2 protein-coding genes are annotated in these 23,928 nt (G+C 75.7%); both read left to right on the plus strand.

What is annotated here, in order from left to right:
• Positions 1 to 154 precede the first annotated feature (154 nt).
• Entirely contained in the window at positions 155 to 1,015 is an 861-nt protein-coding gene (locus MICAU_RS12290) for a metallophosphoesterase family protein (RefSeq protein ID WP_013285631.1), read from the plus strand.
• Positions 1,016 to 1,339: 324 nt separating this feature from the next.
• Positions 1,340 to 23,902 (plus strand): type I polyketide synthase, encoded by a 22,563-nt coding sequence (locus MICAU_RS12295; RefSeq protein ID WP_013285632.1) that lies wholly within the window; start codon positions 1,340 to 1,342, stop codon positions 23,900 to 23,902.
• Positions 23,903 to 23,928 lie beyond the last annotated feature (26 nt).

A 23,928-nucleotide genomic window follows, 5' to 3' on the forward strand; every position in this document is an offset into this window, starting at 1 on the left:
CTGCCTAGGGGTCCACGTATCCCGTCTAGGGGTGTGCCGGTGCGGGCCCGGCTCCGTAGGGTCGGAGCACGCCAGGCCGCCTCGCCCTGCCCACCGGCAGCCGAGCGGTACGGATGTGGGTGCGTGCGGTGCCCCGGATGGACGGGAGGTCCGCATGGCCGGATCCGGCTTGCCTCAACTGCTCGCCATCAGCGACCTGCACGTGGTGCACGCGGAGAACAAGGCCATCGTCGAGCGGCTGCGGCCGGAGCGCGACGGCGACTGGCTCGTCGTCGCCGGCGACGTCGGGGAGTTCGTCGGCGACATCGAGTGGGCGCTGGGACTCCTCAGCCGCCGCTTCGCCAAGGTCATCTGGGCCCCCGGCAACCACGAGCTGTGGACTCCCCGCGAGGACCCGATCCAACTGCGGGGGGACGCGCGCTACCAGCACCTGGTGCAACTGTGCCGGGGGCTCGGGGTCATCACCCCGGAGGACCCGTACCCCGTCTGGGACCAGCAGGGCGACGACCCGGTCCTGATCGCGCCGCTGTTCCTGCTCTACGACTACACCTTCCGGCCCCCGGGGACGTACACGAAGGAGCAGGCCCTGGCGCGGGCCCACGAGGTCGGCGTGGTCTGCACCGACGAGATCCTGCTGCATCCGGACCCGTACCCGACGCGGGACGCCTGGTGCCGGGCGCGGCTGGCCCTGACGGAGCGGCGGCTGACCGCCGAGCGCGGCGGGCTGCCCACCGTCCTGGTCAACCACTTCCCGCTCGTGCGCGAGCCCACCCGGATCCTGCGGTACCCCGAGTTCGCCCAGTGGTGCGGCACCGAGGCCACGGCCGACTGGCACGTCCGCTTCGACGCCCGCGTCGCCGTCTACGGCCACCTGCACATCCCGCGCACCACCTGGTACGACGGGGTCCGGTTCGAAGAGGTCTCGGTCGGCTACCCACGGGAGTGGCGCCGCCGCTCGACGCCTCCCGGCCGACTGCGCCGCATCCTGCCGTCGGCCGCCGGACAGCCCGCCTGAGCGGCCCTCGCGGCGCTGGTCACCGCCGCTCGCCGGGCCTGCCGCGACGCCGCTCGCGGGCCGGTCGATCAGGGGTTCTCTAGGGGTTGGGCGGGCGTTTGGCGCTCAGTACCGTCCAGTCACGGTGGCGGGCATGTGTCGGCGGACCTGTCCGGCGTGGCGGGCGCCTGAGCAGGCACGACAACCGGAATCAGGAACAGGTGTGGGGTCCGTGAGCCGAACGGCCGCGTCTCCGCCCACCTGTGCACGAAGCCGGCCGTCGGCGGTGGTGTGGTCAACGAATCGGCAGATTCCGATCGATAGCAAGCTCTGGGCGGGTGGGTCATGGCGGACGAAGACAAGCTCCTCGAACACCTGAAGTGGGTGACCTCCGAGCTCCGCCTGGCGCGTCGGCGCCTGACCGAGCTGGAGGACGAGGACGCCGAGCCGATCGCAATCGTCGGCATGGCCTGCCGTTTCCCCGGCGGCGTCGCCTCACCGGAGGACCTCTGGGACCTCGTCGCCGGCGGGGTGGACGCCACCGGCACATTCCCCGACGACCGGGGCTGGGACCTCGACGGGCTCTACGACCCCGACCCCGACCACCCCGGCACCACGTACAGCAACCGGGGCGGCTTCCTGCGCGACGCCGGCCTGTTCGACCCGACCCTGTTCGGGATCTCGCCGCGCGAGGCGCTGGCCATGGACCCGCAGCAGCGGCTCCTGCTCGAGGTGACCTGGGAGGTCTTCGAGCGGGCCGGCATCGACGCCGCGTCGGTGCGGGGCAGCCGTACGGGGGTGTTCGTCGGCACCGCGGGGCAGGACTACACGTCCGTGCTGCGGCAACTGCCCGAGGGCACGGAGGGCTACGTCCTCACCGGCACCGCCGCGAGCGTCATGTCCGGCCGGCTGGCGTACTCCTTCGGGCTGGAGGGGCCGGCCGTCACCATCGACACCGCCTGCTCCTCGTCGCTCGTCGCCCTGCACCTCGCCGGTCAGGCCCTGCGCGACGGCGAGTGCTCCCTCGCCGTGGCCGGCGGCGTCACAGTGCTGGCCACGCCGGGTGCCTTCGTCGAGTTCTCCCGCCAGCGGGGGCTCGCCTCCGACGGGCGGTGCAAGGCGTTCTCCGCCGACGCCGACGGGACCGGCTGGTCCGAGGGCGTCGCCATGCTGCTCGTCGAGAAGCTCTCCGACGCCCGGCGCAACGGGCACCCCGTCCTGGCGGTGATCCGGGGCAGCGCCGTCAACCAGGACGGCGCCAGCAGCGGACTGACCGCCCCCAACGGCCCCTCGCAGCAGCGGGTCATCCGGCAGGCGCTGGAGAACGCCCGGCTCAGCCCATCCGACGTGGACGCCGTCGAGGCGCATGGCACGGGCACCCGGCTCGGCGACCCGATCGAGGCGCAGGCGCTGCTGGCCACGTACGGGCAGAGCCGCACCGCCGACCGCCCGCTGTGGCTGGGCTCGCTGAAGTCGAACATCGGCCACCCCCAGGCCGCGGCCGGCGCCGGCGGCGTCATCAAGATGGTGATGGCGATGCGGCACGGCGTGCTGCCGCCCACCCTGCACGTGGACCGGCCCTCACCGCACATCGACTGGTCGACCGGCGCGGTGGCCCTGCTCGACGAGGCGCGCCCGTGGGCCGGCGGCGAGCACGTCCGCAGGGCCGGCGTGTCGTCCTTCGGCATGAGCGGCACGAACGCCCACCTGATTCTGGAGCAGGCGCCGGCCCCCGACCCGGCCGGCGACGACGCCACCTGGTCCCGTCGTCCCACCGTCGTGCCCGTGCTGCTCTCCGCCGCGCAGCCGGCCGCGCTCGCCGCCCAGGCCGACCGGTGGGTCCGCCGGCTGACCGGCGACGAGCGACAGCGCCCGCTCGACGTGGCCTTCTCCTCGGCGGTGGCCCGCACGACGCTCGACCGGCGCGCGGTGCTGCTCGCCGGGGACCGCACGGGTCTGCTGGCGGGCCTGCGGTCCCTGGCGGCCGGCGAGCCGTCGGGCATCGTGGTCGCCGGCCAGGCCGGGGACCGGGGTCCGCTGGCGGTGCTCTTCTCCGGCCAGGGCGCGCAGCGCGCCGGCATGGGCCGCGAGCTGTACGCCGAGTTCCCCGTCTTCGCCGCCGCCCTCGACGAGGCGTGCGGGCACTTCGACCGGGTTCTGCCGCGCCCGCTCAAGGAGGTGCTGTTCGCACCGGAGGGCTCCGCCGAGGCGGAGCTGCTGGACCAGACCGCGTTCACCCAGGCCGGACTCTTCGCCGTCGAGGTGGCGCTGTTCCGGCTGGTCGAGTCGATGGGCGTCGCGCCGGACTACGTGGGCGGGCACTCGATCGGGGAGATCGCCGCCGCGCACGTGGCCGGGGTGCTGTCGCTCCAGGACGCCTGCCTGCTGGTGGCGGCGCGGGGCCGGCTGATGCAGGCGCTGCCGTCCGGCGGGGGCATGCTCGCCGTGGCCGCCGACGAGGCGGCCGTGGCGGAGTCGATCGCCGGGCTGACCGACCGGGTCGGCATCGCCGCCGTCAACGGCCCGGCCTCCGTCGTGGTCTCCGGCGCCGTCGACGCCCTCGACGAGGTCGAGCGCGTCTGGCAGGACCGGGGCGCCCGTACCCGCCGGCTGACCGTCAGCCACGCGTTCCACAGCCCGCTGATGGAGCCGGTGCTGGAGCGCTTCCGCGGCATCGTCGAGCGGCTGACCTTCGCCGCGCCCACGCTGCCGATGGTGTCGAACGTGACAGGCGCGCTCGCCGACGCCGACGAGATCCGCACCCCGGACTACTGGGTTCGCCACGTCCGCGAGGCGGTCCGCTACGCCGACGGGCTCGCCGCGCTGCGCGACGCCGGGGTCGACACGTTCCTGGAGGTCGGGCCGCGGAGCGTACTGACCGCGATGACGGCCGACGCGCTGCCCGGCGACGACGTGCTCGCCGTCGCCGCCCAGCGCCCGGACCGGCCCGAGGCGCAGGCGCTGCTGCACGCCCTCGCCGAGCTGCACGTGCACGGGGTGCCGGTGTCCTGGCGGGAGTGGTTCGCCGACACCGGCGCCGCCCGGGTCGACCTGCCCACGTACGCCTTCCAGCGGGAGCGGTTCTGGCCCGAGGTGCTGCCGTGGCGGGTCGGCGACGTGTCGGGCGCCGGCCTCGGCGTCGCGGGGCACCCGCTGCTCGGCGCGGCGGTGCGGCTCGCCGGCGACGACGAGGTGGTGCTGACCGGCCGGCTGTCGACGTCGACGCACCCGTGGCTGGCCGACCACGTGATCGCCGGCGCCGTGGTGGTGCCGGGCACCGCCCTGGTGGAGCTGGCGGTCCGCGCCGGCGACGAGGTCGGCGCGTCGCGGGTACGGGAGCTGACCGTGGCGGCGCCGCTGGTGCTGCCCGCGTCCGGCGCGGTACGGGTCCAGGTGCGCGTCGGCGCGGCCGACGAGGCCGCCGTGCGGACGGTGTCCGTGTACTCCCAGCCCGAGGACGACGAGACCGAGTGGGTGCGGCACGCCGACGGCCTGCTCGAACCGGTGTCGACCGACGAGCCGGGCCTCGGCGAGTGGCCGCCGGCGGGCGCGACCGAGGTGGACCTGACCGGCTGGTATCCGGCACTGGCGGAGCACGGCCTGTCGTACGGGCCGGTGTTCCAGGGCGTACGGCGGGCCTGGACGGCCGACGGCGAGGCGTACGCCGAGGTGGCGCTGCCGGACGGGACGGCCGGCGAGGCGGGCGCGTTCGGGGTGCACCCGGCGCTGCTGGACGCCGCGCTGCACCCGGTGGCGCTGCTGCTCGTGGCCGAGGCCGCGGGCGGCCCGCGCGTGCCGTTCGCGTTCGAGGGCGTGCAGGTGCACGCCTCGGGCGCCCGGACGCTGCGGGTGCGGCTGACCCGGGACGGCTCCGGGGTGCGGCTGGTCGCCTGCGACGGCTCGAACGCGCCGGTGGTGTCGGTGGACTCGCTGGTGCTGCGGGAGATGACCGCGACGGCGACCCGGGGCGCCGCCGCCCGCTCGCTGTACGAGGTGACCTGGCAGGCGGAGCAGATCGACGGCGTGGACGACCTCGCGGGCTGGGCGGCGCTGGGCGGTGCCGTCCCGGCCGCGCTGGCGGAGCTGCCGGTCTTCGCGGACGTGGCGACCCTGGCGGCGGCCGGCACCACGGCCCGGCAGGTGCTGCTGCCGGTGCCGACCGGCGACCCCGGCGTCGCCGTGCCGGAGGCCGTACGGACGCTCACCGGCTCCGTCCTGGACGTGCTGCGCGCCTGGCTCGCCGCCGACGCGCTGGCGGAGTCGAAGCTCGTGGTGGTGACCCGCGGCGCGGTGGCCGCCGCGGACGACGACCGGGTCGGCGACCTGGCCGCCGCCGCCGTCTGGGGCCTGCTGCGCTCGGCGCAGTCCGAGCACCCGGGGCGGATCGTCCTCGCCGACATCGACGGCGAGCTGACCGCCGCGACCCTCGCCGTGCTGGCCGGGGCGGCGGTCGACCCGTCGGTCTCCGGCGGCCAGCTCGCGGTGCGTGGCGAGCGGACCCTCGTGCCGAGGCTGGCGCGACCCGCGGGCGACGAGCTGACGCCGCCGCCCGGCCCGTGGCACCTCGCCCCCGTCACCGGCGGCACCCTGGACGGGATCGCGCCGGTGCCGGCCGCGCCCGCCGAGCTGGGCGAGGACCAGGTGCGCATCGCGGTGCGCGCGGCCGGCGTGAACTTCCGTGACGTGCTGATCGGGCTGGGCATGTACCCGGATCCGGCGGCCGTGCTGGGCAGCGAGGGCGCGGGCGTCGTGGTCGAGGTCGGCCCGGGCGTGACCGACCTGGTCCCCGGCGACCGCGTGCTCGGCATGTTCGAACTCGGCTTCAGCCCGCAGGCGGTGGCACACCGGCAGCGGATCGCCAGGATGCCCGCCGACTGGTCCTTCACCCAGGCCGCGTCGGTTCCGCTGGTCTTCCTGACCGCGTACTACGCGCTGCGGGACCTGGCCGACCTGCGGGCCGGTGAGTCGGTGCTGATCCACAACGGCGCGGGCGGCGTCGGCATGGCCGCGATCCAGCTCGCCCACCACCTCGGCGCCACCGTCCACGCGACGGCGAGCCCCGGGAAGTGGGGCGTGCTGCGGGAACTCGGGGTGGCCGAGGAGCGGATCGCGTCGTCGCGGACCACCGAGTTCGAGCAGACCTTCGGCGCGGCCACCGGCGGTGCCGGCGTCGACGTGGTGCTCGACGCGCTGGCCGGTGAGTTCGTGGACGCGTCGCTGCGGCTGCTGCCGCGCGGCGGCCGGTTCGTGGAGATGGGCAAGGCCGACGTACGCGACCCGGAGGCGGTCGCCGCCGGGCATCCGGGCGTGGTCTACCGCGCGTTCGACCTCAACGAGGCGGGCAGCACCCGTATCGGGGAGATGCTCACCGAGCTGCTCGACCTGTTCGCGCGGGGCGCGCTGCGCCCGCTGCCCGTACGGGCGTGGGACGTGCGCCAGGCCCGGCAGGCGCTGCGGCACGTCAGCCAGGCCCGCCATGTCGGCAAGGTGGTGCTGCGCATCCCCGCGCCCGTGGACCCCGAGGGCACCGTGCTGGTCACCGGCGCGGCCGGAACCCTGGCCGGCGTGCTCGCGCGGCACCTGGTCGCCACCGGCCAGGCCCGGCGCCTGCTGCTGGCCTCCCGCCGCGCACCCGGCCGGGACGACGCGTACGCCACCCTGCTCCGGGAACTGACCGACGCGGGCGCCGACGTCACCGCCGTGGCCGTCGACGTCAGCGACCCCGCCCAGGTCACCGAGCTGGTCGCCGGGATCGACCCGGCGCACCCGTTGACGGCTGTGGTGCACACCGCCGGGGTGATCGCGGACGCGACCATCGGTTCGCTGGACGAGTCCGCTCTGCGTACGGTGCTGGCGCCGAAGGTGGACGCGGGTTGGGTGTTGCACGAGGCCACCGCGCACCTGGACCTGTCGGCGTTCGTGCTGTTCTCGTCGGTGGCGGCCACCCTCGGCTCGCCGGGGCAGGGCAACTACGCGGCGGCGAACGCGTTCCTCGACGCCCTCGCCGAGTACCGGCGCGAGCAGGGGCTGCCCGCCACCAGCATCGCCTGGGGCATGTGGGCCACCAGCAGCACGATGACCGCCCACCTCGACGGCGACGACCAGCAGCGGCTGCGGCGCGTCGGGATGAGCCGGCTCTCCCCGGCCGAGGGCGCCGAACTCTTCGACGCCGCCCTGCCGGCCGCCCGGCCGGTCGTCGTCGCGGCCCGACTCCACGTCACCGGCGAGGCCAGCGGTGTGCCGCCGCTGATGCGGCACCTGCTGCGCGGCGGCGGCCGACGCCGTACGGCCGGCGACCGGCCGACCGCCGGCGCGTCGTGGCGCGAGCGACTCGACGGCCTCTCCGAGGCCGATGCCCGCCAGGCGCTCGTCGACCTGGTCTGCGGCCAGGCCGCCACGGTGCTGGGGCACGCCTCGGCGCAGTCGGTTCCCGCCGCCCGGGCCTTCAAGGACCTGGGCTTCGACTCGCTGACCTCGGTGGAACTGCGCAACCGCCTCGGTGCGGCCACCGGGCTGCGGCTGACCGCCACGCTGGCCTTCGACCACCCCACCCCGGCCCGGCTGGCCGAGCACCTGTTCGCGCAGCTCGGCCCGGCCACGGGCACCGGCGCCACCGTCCGTACGGTCGTCACCGCAGACGCCGACGAGCCGATCGCCATCATCGGCATGGCCTGCCGCTACCCGGGCGGCGTCGCCACCCCCGAGCAGCTGTGGCAGCTCGTCACCTCCGGGGCCGACGCCGTCGGCGACTTCCCGGCCGACCGCGGCTGGGACCTCGACCGGCTGTACGGCACGGACGGCGACCAGGCCGGCGGCACCGTCACCCACCAGGGCGGCTTCCTCTACGACGCGGCCGACTTCGACGCCGGCTTCTTCAACATCAGCCCCCGCGAGGCCCTCGCCATGGATCCCCAGCAGCGGCTGCTGCTGGAGACCGCCTGGGAGAGCTTCGAGTACGCCCGCATCGACCCCGCCGCCCTCAGCGGCACCGCCACCGGTGTCTTCGTCGGCGCCGCCTCCTCCGGCTACGCCACCAGCGGACGTGACGACCTGGACGGCCTCGAGGGGCACCTGCTGACCGGCACGGCGGGCAGCGTCGCCTCCGGACGGGTCGCCTACATGTTCGGCCTCGAAGGCCCGGCGGTCACAGTCGACACCGCCTGCTCCTCGTCCCTGGTGGCGCTGCACCTCGCCGCCCAGGCGCTGCGCGGCGGCGAGTGCGACATGGCCCTGGCCGGCGGGGTGGCACTCATGGCGCAGCCCGGCATGTTCTCCGAGTTCTCCCGGCAGGGCGGGCTGGCCCCCGACGGGCGGTGCAAGGCGTTCGCCGCCGGCGCGGACGGCACCGGCTGGGCCGAGGGCGTCGGCATGCTGCTCGTGGAGCGACTCTCCGACGCCCGGCGCAACGGCCACCGGGTGCTCGCGGTGCTGCGCGGCTCCGCGGTCAACTCCGACGGCGCGTCGAACGGGCTGACCGCCCCGAACGGCCCGTCCCAGCAGCGGGTCATCCGCCAGGCCCTGGAGAACGCGCGGCTCGACCCGGCCGACGTGGACGCCGTCGAGGCGCACGGCACCGGCACCGTCCTCGGCGACCCGATCGAGGCGCAGGCGGTGCTGGCCACCTACGGGCAGGACCGCGCCGACGGCGAGCCGCTCTGGCTCGGCTCGATCAAGTCGAACATCGGCCACTCCCAGGCGGCGGCCGGGGTGGCCGGCGTGATCAAGATGGTGCTGGCGATTCGGCACGGCGTGCTGCCGCCGACCCTGCACGTGGACCAGCCCTCGCCCCACGTCGACTGGAGCGCCGGGGCCGTCGCCCTGCTCACCGAGGCCCGGCCGTGGCCCGCCGTCGACCGGCCGCGCCGGGCCGCCGTGTCGTCGTTCGGCATCAGCGGCACCAACGCGCACACCATCATCGAGCAGGCGCCCGACGAGCCGGCCCCGGCGACGCCCGCACCGGCGGGGCACGTTCCCGGCCTGGTCGGGCCCGCCGCCGTACCCCTGCCGGTCTCCGGCAGAAGCCCTCGCGCGCTCCGGGCGCAGGCCGCCCGCCTCGGCGAACGGCTCGCCGGCGACGCCGGCCTCGACCCGCGCGACCTCGGCTTCTCCCTGGCCACCCAGCGGGCGCACCACCCGTACCGGGCGGTCGTCGTGGCCGCCGACCGGGACGACGCGCTCGCCCGCCTGGCCGCCCTCACCGACGGCGACAGCTCCCCGGCGGGCGCGGACGCCGCGTCGAAGGTCGTCTTCGTCTTCCCCGGCCAGGGCTCCCAGTGGACGTCGATGGCGCTGGACCTGATGGAGACCTCGCCGGTCTTCCGGCAGCGGATGGGCGAGTGCGCCGAGGAACTGTCCCGGCTGGTCGACTGGTCCCTGGAGGACGTGCTGCGGCAGGCGCCCGGCGCGCCACCCCTGGACCGGGTGGACGTGGTCCAGCCCGCGCTCTTCTCCGTCATGGTGTCCCTCGCGCAGCTCTGGCGCTCGTGCGGCGTGGAACCGGCCGCCGTCGTCGGGCACTCGCAGGGGGAACTTGCCGCGGCCTGCGTCGCCGGCGCGTTGACCCTCGCCGAAGCCGCGCGGCTCGTCGTGGCGCGCAGCCGCGGCCTGCTGGCGATCGCGGGTCGCGGCGGCATGGTCTCCGTCCCGCTCCCGGCCGCCGACACCGAGCGGCTCATCGCGCCGTGGCGGGGCAGCCTCTCCGTCGCCGCCCTCAACGGCGTCGCCGTGACCGTGGTCGCGGGCGACTCGGCGTCGGTCGCCGAGCTGCTCGCGCACTGCGCCGAGCGCGACGTCCGCGCCCGTCAGGTCGCCGTCGACTTCGCGGCGCACAGCGGCCACGTCGACCCGATCCGCGACGAGGTGACCGCCGGGTTCGGCACTGTGGACCCCCGCACCAGCACCGTGGCCTTCCACTCCACCGTCACGGGCGAGCCGATCGACACCGCCGGGCTCGACGCCGACTACTGGTACCGCAACCTGCGGGAAACAGTCCGGCTGGCGCCGGTCGTGGAGCAGCTGATCGAGCAGGGCTTCCGGACCTTCGTCGAGGTCAGCCCGCACCCCGTACTCAAGATCGCGGTGCAGGACGCGCTCGACCGGGCGGCCGGCGGCGGCGTGGTGGTGGGCTCGCTGCGCCGCGACGAGCATGGGCCGCGGCAGCTGCTGGCCAACCTCGGCGAGCTGCACGTCGCCGGTGTGCCCGTCGACTGGTCGCGCGTCTTCGCCGGCTCCGGCGCCACCCCTGTCGACCTGCCCACGTACGCCTTCCAGCGGGACCGGTTCTGGCCGGCGCTGGACCGCTCCGCCACCGGCGACGTGTCGGGCGCGGGGCTGGGCGCGGCCGGGCACGGGCTGCTCGGCGCGGCGGTGCGCCTCGCCGGCGACGACGAGGTCGTGCTGACCGGCCGGCTGTCGGCGTCCACGCATCCGTGGCTGGCCGACCACGTGGTCGGCGGCGCCGTGGTGCTGCCGGGCACGGCCCTGGTCGAGCTCGCGGTGCGCGCCGGCGACGAGGTCGGCACCTCCCGGGTGCGGGAGCTGACCGTCGCCGCGCCGCTGGTGCTGCCGAACCCGGGTGCGGTCCGCGTGCAGGTGCGCGTCGGCGCGGCCGACGGCTCCGGAACCCGGAGCGTGGCGGTGCACTCGCAGCCCGACGGCGACCCCGGGGACTCCTGGACGCGGCACGCCGACGGTCTGCTGGAGCAGGCCACCGACGAGCCGACGCTGGGCTCCTGGCCGCCGGCCGGGGGCACCGAGGTGGACCTCGCCGGCTGGTATCCGGCGCTCGCGGAGCGCGGCCTGGCCTACGGGCCGGCGTTCCGGGGCCTGCGGCGGCTGTGGACCGCCGGCGACGAGGCGTACGCCGAGGTGGCCCTGCCGGACGAGGCGGCCGACGACGCCGCCGGCTTCGCCGTGCACCCGGCGCTGCTGGACGCCGCCCTGCACCCCGTCGGGCTGCTGACGGCCGAGCGCTCCGGCGGACCGCGCGTGCCGTTCGCGTTCGAGGGCGTGCAGGTGCACGCCTCCGGCGCCAGGACGCTGCGGGTACGGCTGACCCGGGCGGGCTCGCGCGTGCGGCTGGTGGCCGGCGACGAGTCCGGCGCGCCCGTGGTGTCAGTCGAGTCGCTCGCCATGCGGGAGATGACCGACGCCACCGGCGCGGAGGCCGCGCAGCGGTCGCTGTTCGAGGTGACGTGGCCGGTCGAGGCGGTCACCCCGGCGCGGGACGTCACCGGCTGGGCGCTGCTCGGCGACGGACCCGCCCCGGCGGGCCTCGCCACGCCGGTGTTCCCGACCGTCGACGAGCTGACCGCGGCGGTCGCGGCCGGCACGGTCGAGGCGCCCCGCGCGCTCGTGGTCCCCGTGCCCGCCGGCACCCCGGAGGGCGACCTGCCCGACGAAGTCCGTACGGCCACCGCCCGTGTCCTGGCCGTGCTGCACCGCTGGCTGGAGAGCGAGGCGCTGGCCGGCACCACGCTCGTGGTGCTGACCCGCGCGGCGGTGGCCGCCACCCCGGCGGACGCGATGCGGGACCTGCCCGGCGCGGCGGTCTGGGGTCTGCTGCGCTCGGCGCAGTCCGAGCACCCGGGGCGGATCGTCCTCGCCGACGTCGACGGGGACCTCACCCCGGCCACCCTCGCCGTGCTCGCCGCCGTCGCCGAGAACCCCTCGCCGACCGGCGGCCAGGTGGCCGTACGCGGCGACGAGGTGCGCACGCCCCGCCTGGGCCGGCCCGCCGGCCAGGCCGCCGACGAACTCGTCCCGCCGGACGGACTGTGGCGGGTCGGGGCGGTCAGCCCCGGAACCCTCGACGGTGTCGGCATGGTGCCCGCCACCTCCGTCGCCCTGGACGCGGGTCAGGTGCGCATCGCGGTGCGCGCGGCCGGCGTGAACTTCCGTGACGTGCTGATCGGGCTGGGCATGTACCCGGATCCGGCGGCCGTGCTGGGCAGCGAGGGCGCGGGCGTCGTGATCGAGGTCGGCCCGGGCGTGACCGACCTGGTCCCCGGCGACCGCGTGCTCGGCATGTTCGAGCCGGCCTTCGCCCCCGAGGTGATCGCCACCCGCGACCTCGTGGCGAGGATCCCCGCCGGTTGGTCCTTCGCGCAGGCCGCCTCCGTGCCGGTGGTGTTCCTGACCGCGTACTACGCGCTGCGGGACCTGGCCGACCTGCGGGCCGGTGAGTCGGTGCTGATCCACAACGGCGCGGGCGGCGTCGGCATGGCCGCGATCCAGCTCGCCCGGCACTGGGGCGCGACGGTGTACGCCACCGCCAGCCCCGGCAAGTGGGGCGTGCTGCGGGAACTCGGGGTGGCCGAGGAGCGGATCGCGTCGTCGCGGACCACCGAGTTCGAGCAGACCTTCGGCGCGGCCACCGGCGGCGCCGGGATGGACGTGGTGCTCGACGCCCTCGCCGGTGGCTTCGTGGACGCGTCGCTGCGGTTGCTGCCGCGCGGCGGCCGGTTCGTGGAGATGGGCAAGGCCGACGTACGCGACCCCGAAACGGTCGCCGCCGGGCACCCGGGCGTGGTCTACCGCGCGTTCGACCTCAACGAGGCCGGGCACCGGCGCATCGGGGAGATGCTCACCGAACTGCTCGACCTGTTCGCGCGGGGCGCGCTGCGCCCGCTGCCCCTGCGGGCGTGGGACGTACGCCAGGCCCGGCAGGCGCTGCGCCACATGAGTCAGGCCCGCCACATCGGCAAGGTCGTCCTGCGGGTGCCCGCCCCCGCCGACCCGGACGGCACCGTGCTCGTCACCGGCGCCGGCGGCGCCCTCGCCGGCGTGTTCGCCCGGCACCTCGTCGCCACCGGCCAGGCCCGGCACCTGCTGCTGGCCTCCCGCCGTGGCCCCGAGCACTACCGGGAGCTGGTCGACGAGCTGACCCGCGCGGGCGCCCGGGTCACCGCCGGCACCGCCGACGTGACCGACCCCGCACAGGTGACCCGGCTGCTGGAACTGGTGGACCCGGCGCACCCGCTGACGGCTGTGGTGCACACCGCCGGGGTGATCGCGGACGCGACCATCGGTTCGCTGGACGAGTCCGCTCTGCGTACGGTGCTGGCGCCGAAGGTGGACGCGGGTTGGGTGTTGCACGAGGCCACCGCGCATCTGGACCTGTCGGCGTTCGTGCTGTTCTCGTCGGTGGCGGCGACCCTCGGCTCGCCGGGGCAGGGCAACTACGCGGCGGCGAACGCGTTCCTCGACGCCCTCGCCGAGTACCGGCGCGAGCAGGGGCTGCCCGCCACCAGCATCGCGTGGGGGCTGTGGGCCACCAGCAGCGCCATGACCGCCCACCTGGGCGGCAGCGAGCATCGCAAGGCGATCCGCGCCACCAGCGCCCCGCTGACCGACCGGCAGGGCGTGGCGCTGTACGAGCTGGCGCGACAGCGCGACGCGGCGCACCTCGTCCTCATGAACCTGCCGCCGGCGTCGCGGCCGACCGGCCAGAACGTGCCCAGCCTGCTGCGGGACCTGGTCCGCGCGGGCGGACCGGCCCGGCGCGCGGTGGGGCGCGGCCTCGCGGACACCGCCTCCGTACGGGACCGGCTGGCGACGCTCGGCCCGGCGGAGCGGCGCTCCCACCTGCTCGACCTGGTGGCCACCAGCGTGGCTGCAGTGCTCGGGCACCGCTCGGCCGAGACCGTCGACGCCCAGCGCGCCTTCAAGGAACTGGGCTTCGACTCGCTCACCTCGGTGGAACTGCGCAACCGGCTCTCCGCCGCCACCGGCCTGCGGCTGCCCGCGACCGTGGCGTTCGACTACCCGACCCCCGTGGTGCTCGCCGAGTTCCTGGACCGGGAGCTCGGCGGCGCGGCGACCGTGGACCGGCCCGTGGCGGCCGGCACCGCCGCCGCCCTCGACGAACCGATCGCCATCATCGGCATGGCCTGCCGGTTCCCCGGCGACGTGCAGACCCCCGAGCAGCTGTGGGACGTGGTCACCGCCGGCACCGACGTCATCTCGCCCTTCCCCACCGACCGGGGCTGGAACCTCGACGACCTGCGCGCCGGCGACCAGGACCCGGACGCCGTACCGCGGCAGGGCGGCTTCCTCCACGACGCCGCCCAGTTCGACGCCGCCTTCTTCGGGATCTCCCCCCGCGAGGCCCTGGCGATGGACCCGCAGCAGCGGCTGCTGCTGGAGACCTCCTGGGAGGCATTCGAGCGGGCCGGGATCGACCCCCACTCGGCGCGGGGCAGCAGCACCGGCGTCTACGTCGGGCTCATCTACCACGACTACGCCTCCCAGGCCGCCGGCGGCACCGACGACCTGGACGGCCACGTCGGCAACGGCAGCGCCGGCAGCGTCGCCTCCGGCCGCATCTCGTACCTGTTCGGCCTGGAGGGCCCCGCCGTCACCGTCGACACCGCCTGCTCGTCGTCGCTGGTGGCGCTGCACCTGGCCACCCAGGCGCTGCGGCAGGACGAGTGCCGCCTCGCCCTCGCCGGCGGGGTGAGCGTCATGTCCACCCCCGGCATGCTCACCGAGTTCTCCCGGCAGCGCGGCCTGTCGCCCGACGGGCGGTGCAAGGCGTTCGGCGCAGGCGCCGACGGCACCGGCTTCGCCGAGGGCGTCGGCATGCTCCTGCTGGAGCGCCTCTCCGACGCGCAGCGCAACGGCCACCGGGTGCTCGCCGTCGTCCGGGGCAGCGCCGTCAACCAGGACGGCGCCAGCAGCGGCCTGACCGCGCCGAACGGCCCTGCCCAGCAGCGGGTGATCCGGCAGGCGCTCGCCAACGCCCGGCTCGCCACCACCGACGTCGACGCCGTCGAGGCGCACGGCACCGGCACCGCCCTCGGAGACCCGATCGAGGCGCAGGCGCTGCTGGCCACGTACGGGCAGGGCCGACCGCAGGACCATCCACTGTGGCTGGGGTCGGTCAAGTCGAACATCGGCCACGCCCAGGCGGCGGCCGGTGTCGCCGGTGTGATCAAGATGGTGCTGGCCATGCGGCACGGCATCCTGCCGCCGACTCTGCACGCCGAGAAGCCGTCCCCGCACATCGACTGGACGGCCGGGTCGGTCGCCCTTCTCACCGAGGCGCGGCCGTGGCCGGCCGTCGACCGGCCCCGCCGCGCGGCGGTGTCGTCGTTCGGCATCAGCGGCACCAACGCCCACACCATCGTCGAGCAGGCCCCCGAGCCCGCCCCGGCGCAGGCCGCACCCGCCACGGGCGTCCCGGGCGACCTCGTCGCCTGCGTCCTGTCGGCCCGCGACGCCGCCGCCCTGCACGAGCAGGCGCGCCGGCTGCGGACCCTCGTCGACGGCGAGCCGGACCTGACCGTCGCCGACGTCGGCCGGGCGCTCGCCACCGCCCGCAGCGCCTTCGAGCACCGCGCCGTGCTGCTGCCCGGCGACCGCGCCGGACTGCTCGCCGCCCTCGGCGCGCTGGCCGACGACGAGCCCTCGGCCGCCGTCGTGCAGGGAATCGCCCGCAGCGGCCGCACCGCCGTCCTCTTCTCCGGTCAGGGCGCGCAGCGCGCCGGTATGGGTCGTGAGCTGTACGGGGCGTTCCCGGTGTTCGCCGCGGCCCTGGACGAGGTGTGTGCTCACCTGGATCCGCTGCTGCCGCGCCCGCTGCGGGAGGTGTTGTTCGCCGGGGTGGGTACGCCTGAGGCGGGGCTGCTGGACCAGACGGTGTTCACCCAGGCGGGCCTGTTCGCGGTCGAGGTGTCCCTGTTCCGCCTGATCGAGTCGTTGGGTGTCGTGCCGGACCTGGTGGCCGGGCACTCCATCGGTGAGATCGCGGCGGCGCACGTGGCGGGCGTGTTCTCCCTGGCCGACGCGTGTGCGCTGGTCGCGGCGCGGGGTCGGCTGATGCAGGCCCTGCCGGCCGGTGGTGGCATGCTCGCCGTGGCAGCCGCCGAGGACGCGGTGGCCGAGTCGATCGTTCCGTTCGCCGACCGGGTCGGCGTCGCCGCCGTCAACGGCCCCACCGCCGTGGTGGTATCCGGCGCCGCCGAGGCCCTCGACGAGGTGCAGCGGGCCTGGACGGACCGGGGTGTGCGTACGCGCCGGCTGACCGTCAGCCACGCGTTCCACAGCCCGCTCATGGAGCCGATGCTGGCCGAGTTCCGGCAGGTGCTCGACGGGCTGACGTTCCACTGGCCCGTCCTGCCGATCGTGTCGAACCTGACCGGCCGGATCGCGGACCCCGACGAGATCGGCACCCCCGACTACTGGGTCCGCCACCTACGGCAGACCGTCCGGTTCGCCGACGGGGTCGCGAGCCTGCGTGAGCGCAACGTCCGTACGTTCCTCGAACTGGGCCCCGACGCGGTGCTCGCCGGCATGGTGGGCGCCTGCCTGCCGGACGACGACGCGGCGACGGTCGTGGCGACCCTGCGCCCCGGCCGACCCGAGCCGGCGTCGCTGGTCCATGCGCTTGCGGAGCTGTACGCGCACGGCACGCCGGTCACCTGGACCGCGCTCCTGCCGGCCGGAGCCCGCCCCGTCGACCTGCCGACGTACCCGTTCCAGCGGCAGCGCTTCTGGCCGGCCGTGGGCCGGCTGCGCGCCGGCGACGTCAGCGGCGCCGGCCTCGGCGTGGCCGAGCACGGGCTGCTCGGCGCTGCCGTGGACCTGGCCGGCGACGACGAGATCGTGCTGACCGGCCGGATCTCCCCGACCACCCACCCCTGGCTGGCCGACCACGTCGTCACCGGTGTGACGCTGGTCCCGGGCACGGCCCTCGTGGAGCTGGCCGTCCGCGCCGGCGACGAGGCGGACCTGCCGCGGCTGCGGGACCTGACGGTGCTCGTGCCGCTGGTGCTCCCCGAGTCCGGCGCCATACGGATCCAGGTGCGGGTGCCCGCGTCGGAGTCCCCGCAGCGTCCCGTCGCCGTCTACTCCCGCCCCGACGACGATCCCGAGGCGGGCTGGACCCGGCACGCGGAGGGCGTGCTGGAACCGGCCACGGCCGACGAACCGCAGCCGGCCGCCTGGCCGCCCGCCGGCGCCACCGAGGTGGACCTGACCGGCTGGTATCCGGCGCTGCTCGAACACGGCCTGTCGTACGGGCCGGCGTTCCAGGGGCTGCGTCGGGTGTGGACCGGCGAGGACGACGTCTTCGCCGAGGTGGTCCTGCCGGACGACGCGGCGACCGAGGCGGCGCGCTTCGGCGTGCACCCGGCGCTGCTGGACGCCGCCCTGCACCCGATCGGGCTGCTGCCCGGCACCGAGGAGTCGGGCGGGCCGCGCGTACCGTTCGCCTTCGAGGGCGTGCAGGTGCACGCCTCCGGCGCAAGGCTGCTGCGGGTGCGGTTGACCCGCAACGGCTCCGCGGTGCGGCTGACCGCCCGCGACGAGGCGGGCGCGCCGGTGGTGTCGGTGGACTCCCTCGTCCTGCGGGAGCTGACCGGCTTGGCCGCCCCGAGCGCGGCGTCGCGTTCCCTGTTCGAGGTGGCCTGGCAGGCCGAGGAGGCCGACCCGGTCGACGACGCGTCGGGCTGGGCGGTGCTGGGCGGGCCGGCCCTGCCGGGCGTCCCCGGCGGCCCCTCCGCCGAGACGATCCGGCAGCTGCGCGCCGCCATCGACGCCGGCATCGCCCCGCCGCGCCTGCTGCTCTTCACGCCGGCCGCGTCGCCCGCCGACGACGGCGACCCGGCGCGGACCGTCCGCACGGTCACCGCCGACGTGCTGGGCCTGGTGCAGGCGTGGCTGGCCGTCGACGCGCTGGCCGACTCGAAGCTCGCGGTGGTGACCCGGGGCGCGCTGGCCGTCCGCGACGGGGACCGGGTGACCGACCTGGCCGCGGCGGCGGTGTGGGGCCTGCTGCGCTCCGCGCAGTCCGAGCACCCGGGCCGCATCGTCCTGGCCGACGTCGACGACGCGATCGACCCCGGCACGCTGGGCGTCCTGGCCCGCTTCGCCGCGGACCCGGCCGGCGGCCAGTTGGCCGTCCGCTCGGGCGAGGTGTTCGTGCCGCGTCTGGTGCGTGCGGTCGCTGCGGCGTCGGTGGAGACGCGGGTCGTGGGTGACGGTGCGGTGCTGGTGACCGGTGGTACGGGTGCGTTAGGTGCGTTGGTCGCGGAGCACCTGGTGTCGGCGCATGGTGTGCGCTCGCTGGTGCTGGTGTCGCGGCGCGGTCCGGAGGCCGCCGGTGCGGGTGAGTTGTCGGAGCGGTTGTCGGCGTTGGGTGCGTCGGTGCGGGTGGTCGCCTGTGATGTGACGGACCGGGACCAGGTGTTCGGTCTGGTGGCCGAGGTGGCCGCCGGGGGTCGGCTGGCAGGTGTGGTGCACACCGCTGGTGTGTTGGACGACGGTGTGGTGGAGGGGCTGACGGCGGAGCGGTTGGCGGGGGTGTTGGCGCCGAAGGTGTCGGCGGGTTGGTTCCTGCATGAGGCGACGGTGTCGCTCGCGCTGGATCTGTTCGTGGTGTTCTCGTCGGTTGCGGGTGTGCTGGGTTCGCCGGGTCAGTCGGGGTATGCGGCGGGTAACGCGTTCCTGGACGGGTTGGCGGTGTATCGGCGGCAGCTCGGGTTGCCGGCGGTGAGTCTGGCGTGGGGGATGTGGGACACGGCAGGCATGGCCGCCTCGATCGGCGGCAACGACCGGGCCCGTACGGCACGCGCCGGCCTGCGGCCGATGAACGCCCGCACCGGCCTGGAACTCTTCGATGCCGCCGTGGGGGCGGAGCGGGCGGTGCTGGTGCCGGCCGCGATCGACGTACCCGCGCTGCGGGCGGCAGCCGCCGGCGCGGTCGTACCGCCGATGCTGCGCAACCTGGTCGACGTGACGACGACCCGCCGCCGCGCCGGCCAGGGCGCCCCCGGCGGCTGGGCCGAGCGCCTCACCGGGCTCAGCGCCGAGGAGGGCCTCGCACAGGTCGACGAGCTGATCCGGGGCCTGGTCGCGCAGGTCCTCGGGCACGGCGGCGCCGAGGCGGTGCCGGCGGACCGGGCGTTCAAGGACCTGGGCTTCGACTCGCTGACCGCCGTCGAGCTGCGTAACCGGGTGAACGGCGCGACCGGCCTGCGCCTCACCTCGACCCTGGTGTTCGACTACCCGTCCCCGCAGGTCCTGGCGGCCCACGTGTACGCGGAACTCGCCGGCACCCGGCCCGGTGCCGTCGCGGCCGACGAGGCGACGACCGGCGACGCCGACGAGGCGATCGCGATCGTCGGCATGGCCTGCCGCTACCCCGGCGGGGTGGAGTCTCCCGACGAGCTGTGGAGGCTGGTCAGCACCGGTGGGGAGGGCATCGGGGAGTTCCCGGCCGACCGGGGCTGGGACCTGGAGTCCCTGTACGACCCGGACCCCGACCACGCCGGCACCTCGTACACCCGCCACGGCGGCTTCCTGTACGGCGCGGCGGAGTTCGACCCCGGCTTCTTCGGCATCTCGCCGCGCGAGGCCCTCGCCATGGACCCGCAGCACCGGCTGCTGCTGGAGGCGTCCTGGGAGACGTTCGAGTCGGCGGGCCTGGACCCGTCGGGCCTGCGGGGCAGCCGGACCGGTGTCTTCGCGGGCGTCATCTACCACGACTACTCGACGCGCCTGATGGAGACGCCCGAGGTCGAGGGCTACATCGGCACCGGCAACTCGGGCAGCGTGCTGTCGGGCCGGGTGGCGTACACGTTCGGGCTGGAGGGCCCGGCGGTGACCGTGGACACGGCCTGCTCGTCCAGCCTGGTGGCGTTGCACCTCGCGGTGCAGGCGCTGCGCAGCGGCGAGTGCGACCTGGCGCTGGCCGGCGGCGTGACGGTGATGGCCACGCCCGGCACCTTCGTGGAGTTCTCCCGGCAGCGGGGCCTGTCGGCCGACGGCCGGTGCCGGTCGTTCGCCGCGTCGGCCGACGGCACGGGCTGGTCCGAGGGCGTGGGCGTGCTCCTGGTGCAGCGCCTGTCGGACGCCCAGCGTGAGGGCCGGCGGATCCTGGCGGTCGTACGCGGCAGCGCCGTGAACCAGGACGGTGCGTCGAACGGGCTGACGGCGCCGAACGGTCCGTCGCAGCAGCGGGTGATCCGGCAGGCGCTGGCGTCGGCGCGGCTGTCGCCGTCCGACGTGGACGTGGTCGAGGCGCACGGCACGGGTACGACGCTGGGTGATCCGATCGAGGCGCAGGCCGTCCTGGCCACGTACGGGCAGGACCGGCAGGGGCGGGAGCCGTTGTGGCTCGGCTCGGTGAAGTCGAACATCGGGCACGCACAGGCGGCTGCCGGTGTCGCTGGTGTGATCAAGATGGTCATGGCGATGCGCCACGGCCTCGTCCCGCCGACGCTGCACGTGGACGAGCCGTCCCCGCACATCGACTGGTCGGCGGGGGCGGTGGCCCTGGCCACCGAGCCCACTCCGTGGCCGCGGGTGGACCGGCCGCGTCGGGCGGCGGTGTCGTCGTTCGGGATCTCCGGCACGAACGCGCACGTGATCATCGAGCAGCCGCCGGCCGGGACGATCGAGGGTGAGGTCGTCGCACGCGAGGTGCCGGCGGTCGTGCCGGTGCTGTTGTCGGCCCGCGACGTGGCCGGGCTGTCGGCGCAGGCGGGTCGGTGGGCGGGGTGGCTGGCGGCCGGCGAGGCTCCGCGTGTGGTGGATGTGGCGTGGTCGTCGGTGGCGTCGCGGTCTGTGCTGGAGCACCGGGCGGTTGTGTCCGGCGCGAGCCGGGACGAGCTGTTGGCGGGTCTCGCGGCCGTGGCGGCCGGCGAGCCGTCGGGAGCTGTCGTGACCGGCGCCGCCGGTCAGCGTGGTCAGCTTGCGCTGTTGTTCTCCGGTCAGGGTGCGCAGCGGGTGGGTATGGGCCGGGAGTTGTATGGCGGGTTCCCGGTGTTCGCGGCCGCGCTGGACGAGGTGTGCGGACACCTCGACCCGCTGCTGCCGCGCCCGCTGCGGGAGGTGCTGTTCGCGTCGTCGGGCACGGCCGAGGCGGAGTTGCTGGACCAGACCGTGTTCACGCAGGCCGGTCTGTTCGCGGTCGAGGTGGCGTTGTTCCGTCTGGTGGAGTCGTTCGGGATCGTTCCCGACGTGGTGGCCGGTCACTCGATCGGTGAGGTGACGGCGGCGTATGTGGCGGGGGTGTTGTCGCTCGCGGATGCGTGTGAGCTTGTGGCGGCGCGGGGTCGGTTGATGCAGGCGTTGCCGGCGGGTGGCGGGATGTTGGCGGTGGCGGCGGACGAGGCTTCGGTGGGGGAGTCGATCGCGGGGTTGGCGGACGTCGGTGTTGCGGCGGTCAACGGTCCGGCTGCTGTGGTGGTGTCGGGTGCCGTCGAGGCTCTCGACGCGGTGGAGCGGGTCTGGCGTGGGCGGAGTGTGCGGACGCGCCGGTTGGCGGTGAGTCATGCGTTCCACAGTCCGCTGATGGAGCCGATGCTGGCGGAGTTCCGGGCGGTGCTGGAGGGGCTGGCCTTCGCAGCGCCGTTGTTGCCGGTGGTGTCGAATGTGACCGGTGCGCTGGCTGACGCCGAGGAGATCCGCAGCCCGGAGTACTGGGTGCGGCATGTGCGGGAGGCTGTGCGCTACGCCGACGGGGTGACCGCGTTGCGTGAGACGGGTGTGGACACGTTCCTGGAGGTCGGCCCGCAGAGCGTGCTGACCGCGATGAACGCCGACGTGCTCGCCGAGGACGCGCTCGCGGTGGCCGTGCAGCGCCGGGACCGGTCCGAGACGCAGGCGTTGCTGCACGCCCTGGCGGAGCTGCACGTCCACGGCGTCCCGGTGTCATGGACGCAGTGGTTCACCGACACCGGTGCCGCCCGGGTCGACCTGCCCACGTACGCCTTCCACCGCGAGCGGTACTGGCCCGAGCCGGCGAGCCGGCCGCGACAGACGGCGACCCACGGCGGCGACGCCGACTTCTGGAACGCCGTCAAACGCGGCGACCTGAACGCCCTCGCCGCGCAGTTCGGCGACGACGGCACCGCCCTGGACGCCCTCACCCCGGCCCTGCCGGTCCTGTCGAACTGGCACCGGGCGCGTACGCAGCGGGCCGTCCTGGACGCGTGGTCGTACCGGGTCGGATGGAAGCGCACCGACATCACCGCCGAACCGGCGCGGCCCGGCGTGTGGCTGCTCGTGACGGCGCAGGACGACCTGGCGGACGGCACCCGGGCGGAGGCGGTGACCAAGGCCCTCGCCGAGGTCGGCGCCGACGTGGTCCGGCTCACCGTCGACCCGGTCGGCACCGACCGGGTGGGCCTCGCCCGACGGCTGGGCGACGCGCTGGCCGACGGCCCCGTCGCCGGCGTGCTCTCCCTGCTCGGCCTCCGCGACCAGCCGCACCCCGCCCACCCGGCCGTGCCGGTCGGGGCGGCCGCCACGCTGCTGCTGCTCCAGGCGCTGCACGACACCGGGGCGACGACCCGGCTCTGGTGCCTGACCCGGGGCGCGGTCAGCACCGGCGACGGAGACACCGTGCACGCCGTCGCCCAGAGCGGGCTCTGGGGCCTGGGGCTCGTGGCGGGCCTGGAACACCCCCACCTGTGGGGCGGGCTGGTGGACCTGCCCGAGCAGGTCGACGCGACGGCCTGGGACCGGCTGGTGCGGGTGGTGACCGGCGCCGGCGACGAGGACCAGCTGGCCGTGCGCCCCTCCGGGGTGTTCGTCCGTCGCCTGGTCCGCTCGGCACCTACCGCTCCCGACGCGGCGCAGCGGTGGCGGCCGTCCGGCACCGTGCTGGTCACCGGCGGCACCGGCGCGCTGGGCGCGCACGTGGCCCGCTGGGCGGCGGCCGAGGGGGCGGAGCACGTCGTGCTGACCAGCCGCCGGGGCGAGCGCGCCCCCGGGGCGGCCGAGCTGTGCGAGGAGCTCACCGCCCAGGGCGTACGGGCGTCGGTCGTGGCCTGCGACGTCGCCGATCGCGACCAGGTGGCGGAGCTGCTGGCCCGCCTCGACGAGGATCCCGCGCCGCTGACGGCCGTGGTCCACGCGGCGGGCGCCGGCGAGTCCGGGCTGATCGCCGACACCGACCTGGCCGCGTTCGCGGGCGTGCTCGACGGCAAGGTGGCCGGCGCGCTGCACCTGGACGCCCTGCTCGGCGACCGGCCGCTGGACGCGTTCGTGCTCTTCTCCTCCATCGCCGGGGTGTGGGGCAGCGGCGGGCAGTCCGCGTACGCCGCCGGCAACGCCTTCCTCGACGCGCTCGCGGAGCAGCGGCGCGGCCGGGGCCTGGCGGCGACGTCCGTGGCCTGGGGACCGTGGGCCGACGGCGGCATGGCCACCGGCGAAGCCCAGCAGATGCTGGCCCGGCGCGGCCTGACCGCCATGGCGCCGGCCGACGCCGTGCACGCCATGCGGTACGCCGCCGGCCTGCCCAGGGCGGCGCTGACCGTGGCGGACGTCGACTGGGCGGTCTTCGCCCCGGCGTACGCCTCGGCCCGCCCCCGGCCGCTGCTCGACGACATCGCCGAGGCCCGGGAGGCGCTGCACGCCCACGCCGGGGAGCAGCAGCCCGGCGCTGCCGATGCCCTGCGGGAGCACCTGCTCACCCTGCCCCGCCCCGAGCGGGTCCGGCACCTGGTCGACCTGGTCCGTACCCACGCCTCGGCCGTGCTCGGCCACGCGGGCACGGACCGGGTCAAGCCCCAGCGGGCGTTCAAGGAACTCGGATTCGACTCGCTGACGGCGGTCGAGCTGCGCAACCGACTCACCGGCGCCACCGGCCTGTCACTGCCCGCGACCCTCGTCTTCGACCACCCGACCCCGGCCGTGCTCGCCGAGAACCTGCTCGACGGCCTGCTGCCCGAGGCGGCGCAGGCGGACGACGGCGACCCGGCGGAGGCGGCCGTCCGGCAGACGCTCGCGGCGATACCGCTGGCCCGCCTGCGCGAGGCGGGGCTGCTGGACCTGCTGCTCAACCTCGCCGACGCCGACGGCGGTACCGGGGCCGAGCCCGCCGACGAGGCCCTGGACCTCGACGACCTCGACACCGACACCCTCGTCAGGCTGGCGCTTGACGGAACCGATTCCTGACCGTTGTCCCCAGTACGGAGCTCATG

This window comes from Micromonospora aurantiaca ATCC 27029 (assembly GCF_000145235.1).
GTDB classification, from domain to species: Bacteria; Actinomycetota; Actinomycetes; order Mycobacteriales; family Micromonosporaceae; genus Micromonospora; species Micromonospora aurantiaca.

Bases quoted from the DNA above. Each gene is read 5' to 3' on its own strand.
- MICAU_RS12295 (WP_013285632.1), top strand. From the start codon at position 1,340: ATGGCGGACGAAGACAAGCTCCTCGAACACCTGAAGTGGGTGACCTCC.
- MICAU_RS12290 (WP_013285631.1), top strand. From the start codon at position 155: ATGGCCGGATCCGGCTTGCCTCAACTGCTCGCCATCAGCGACCTGCAC.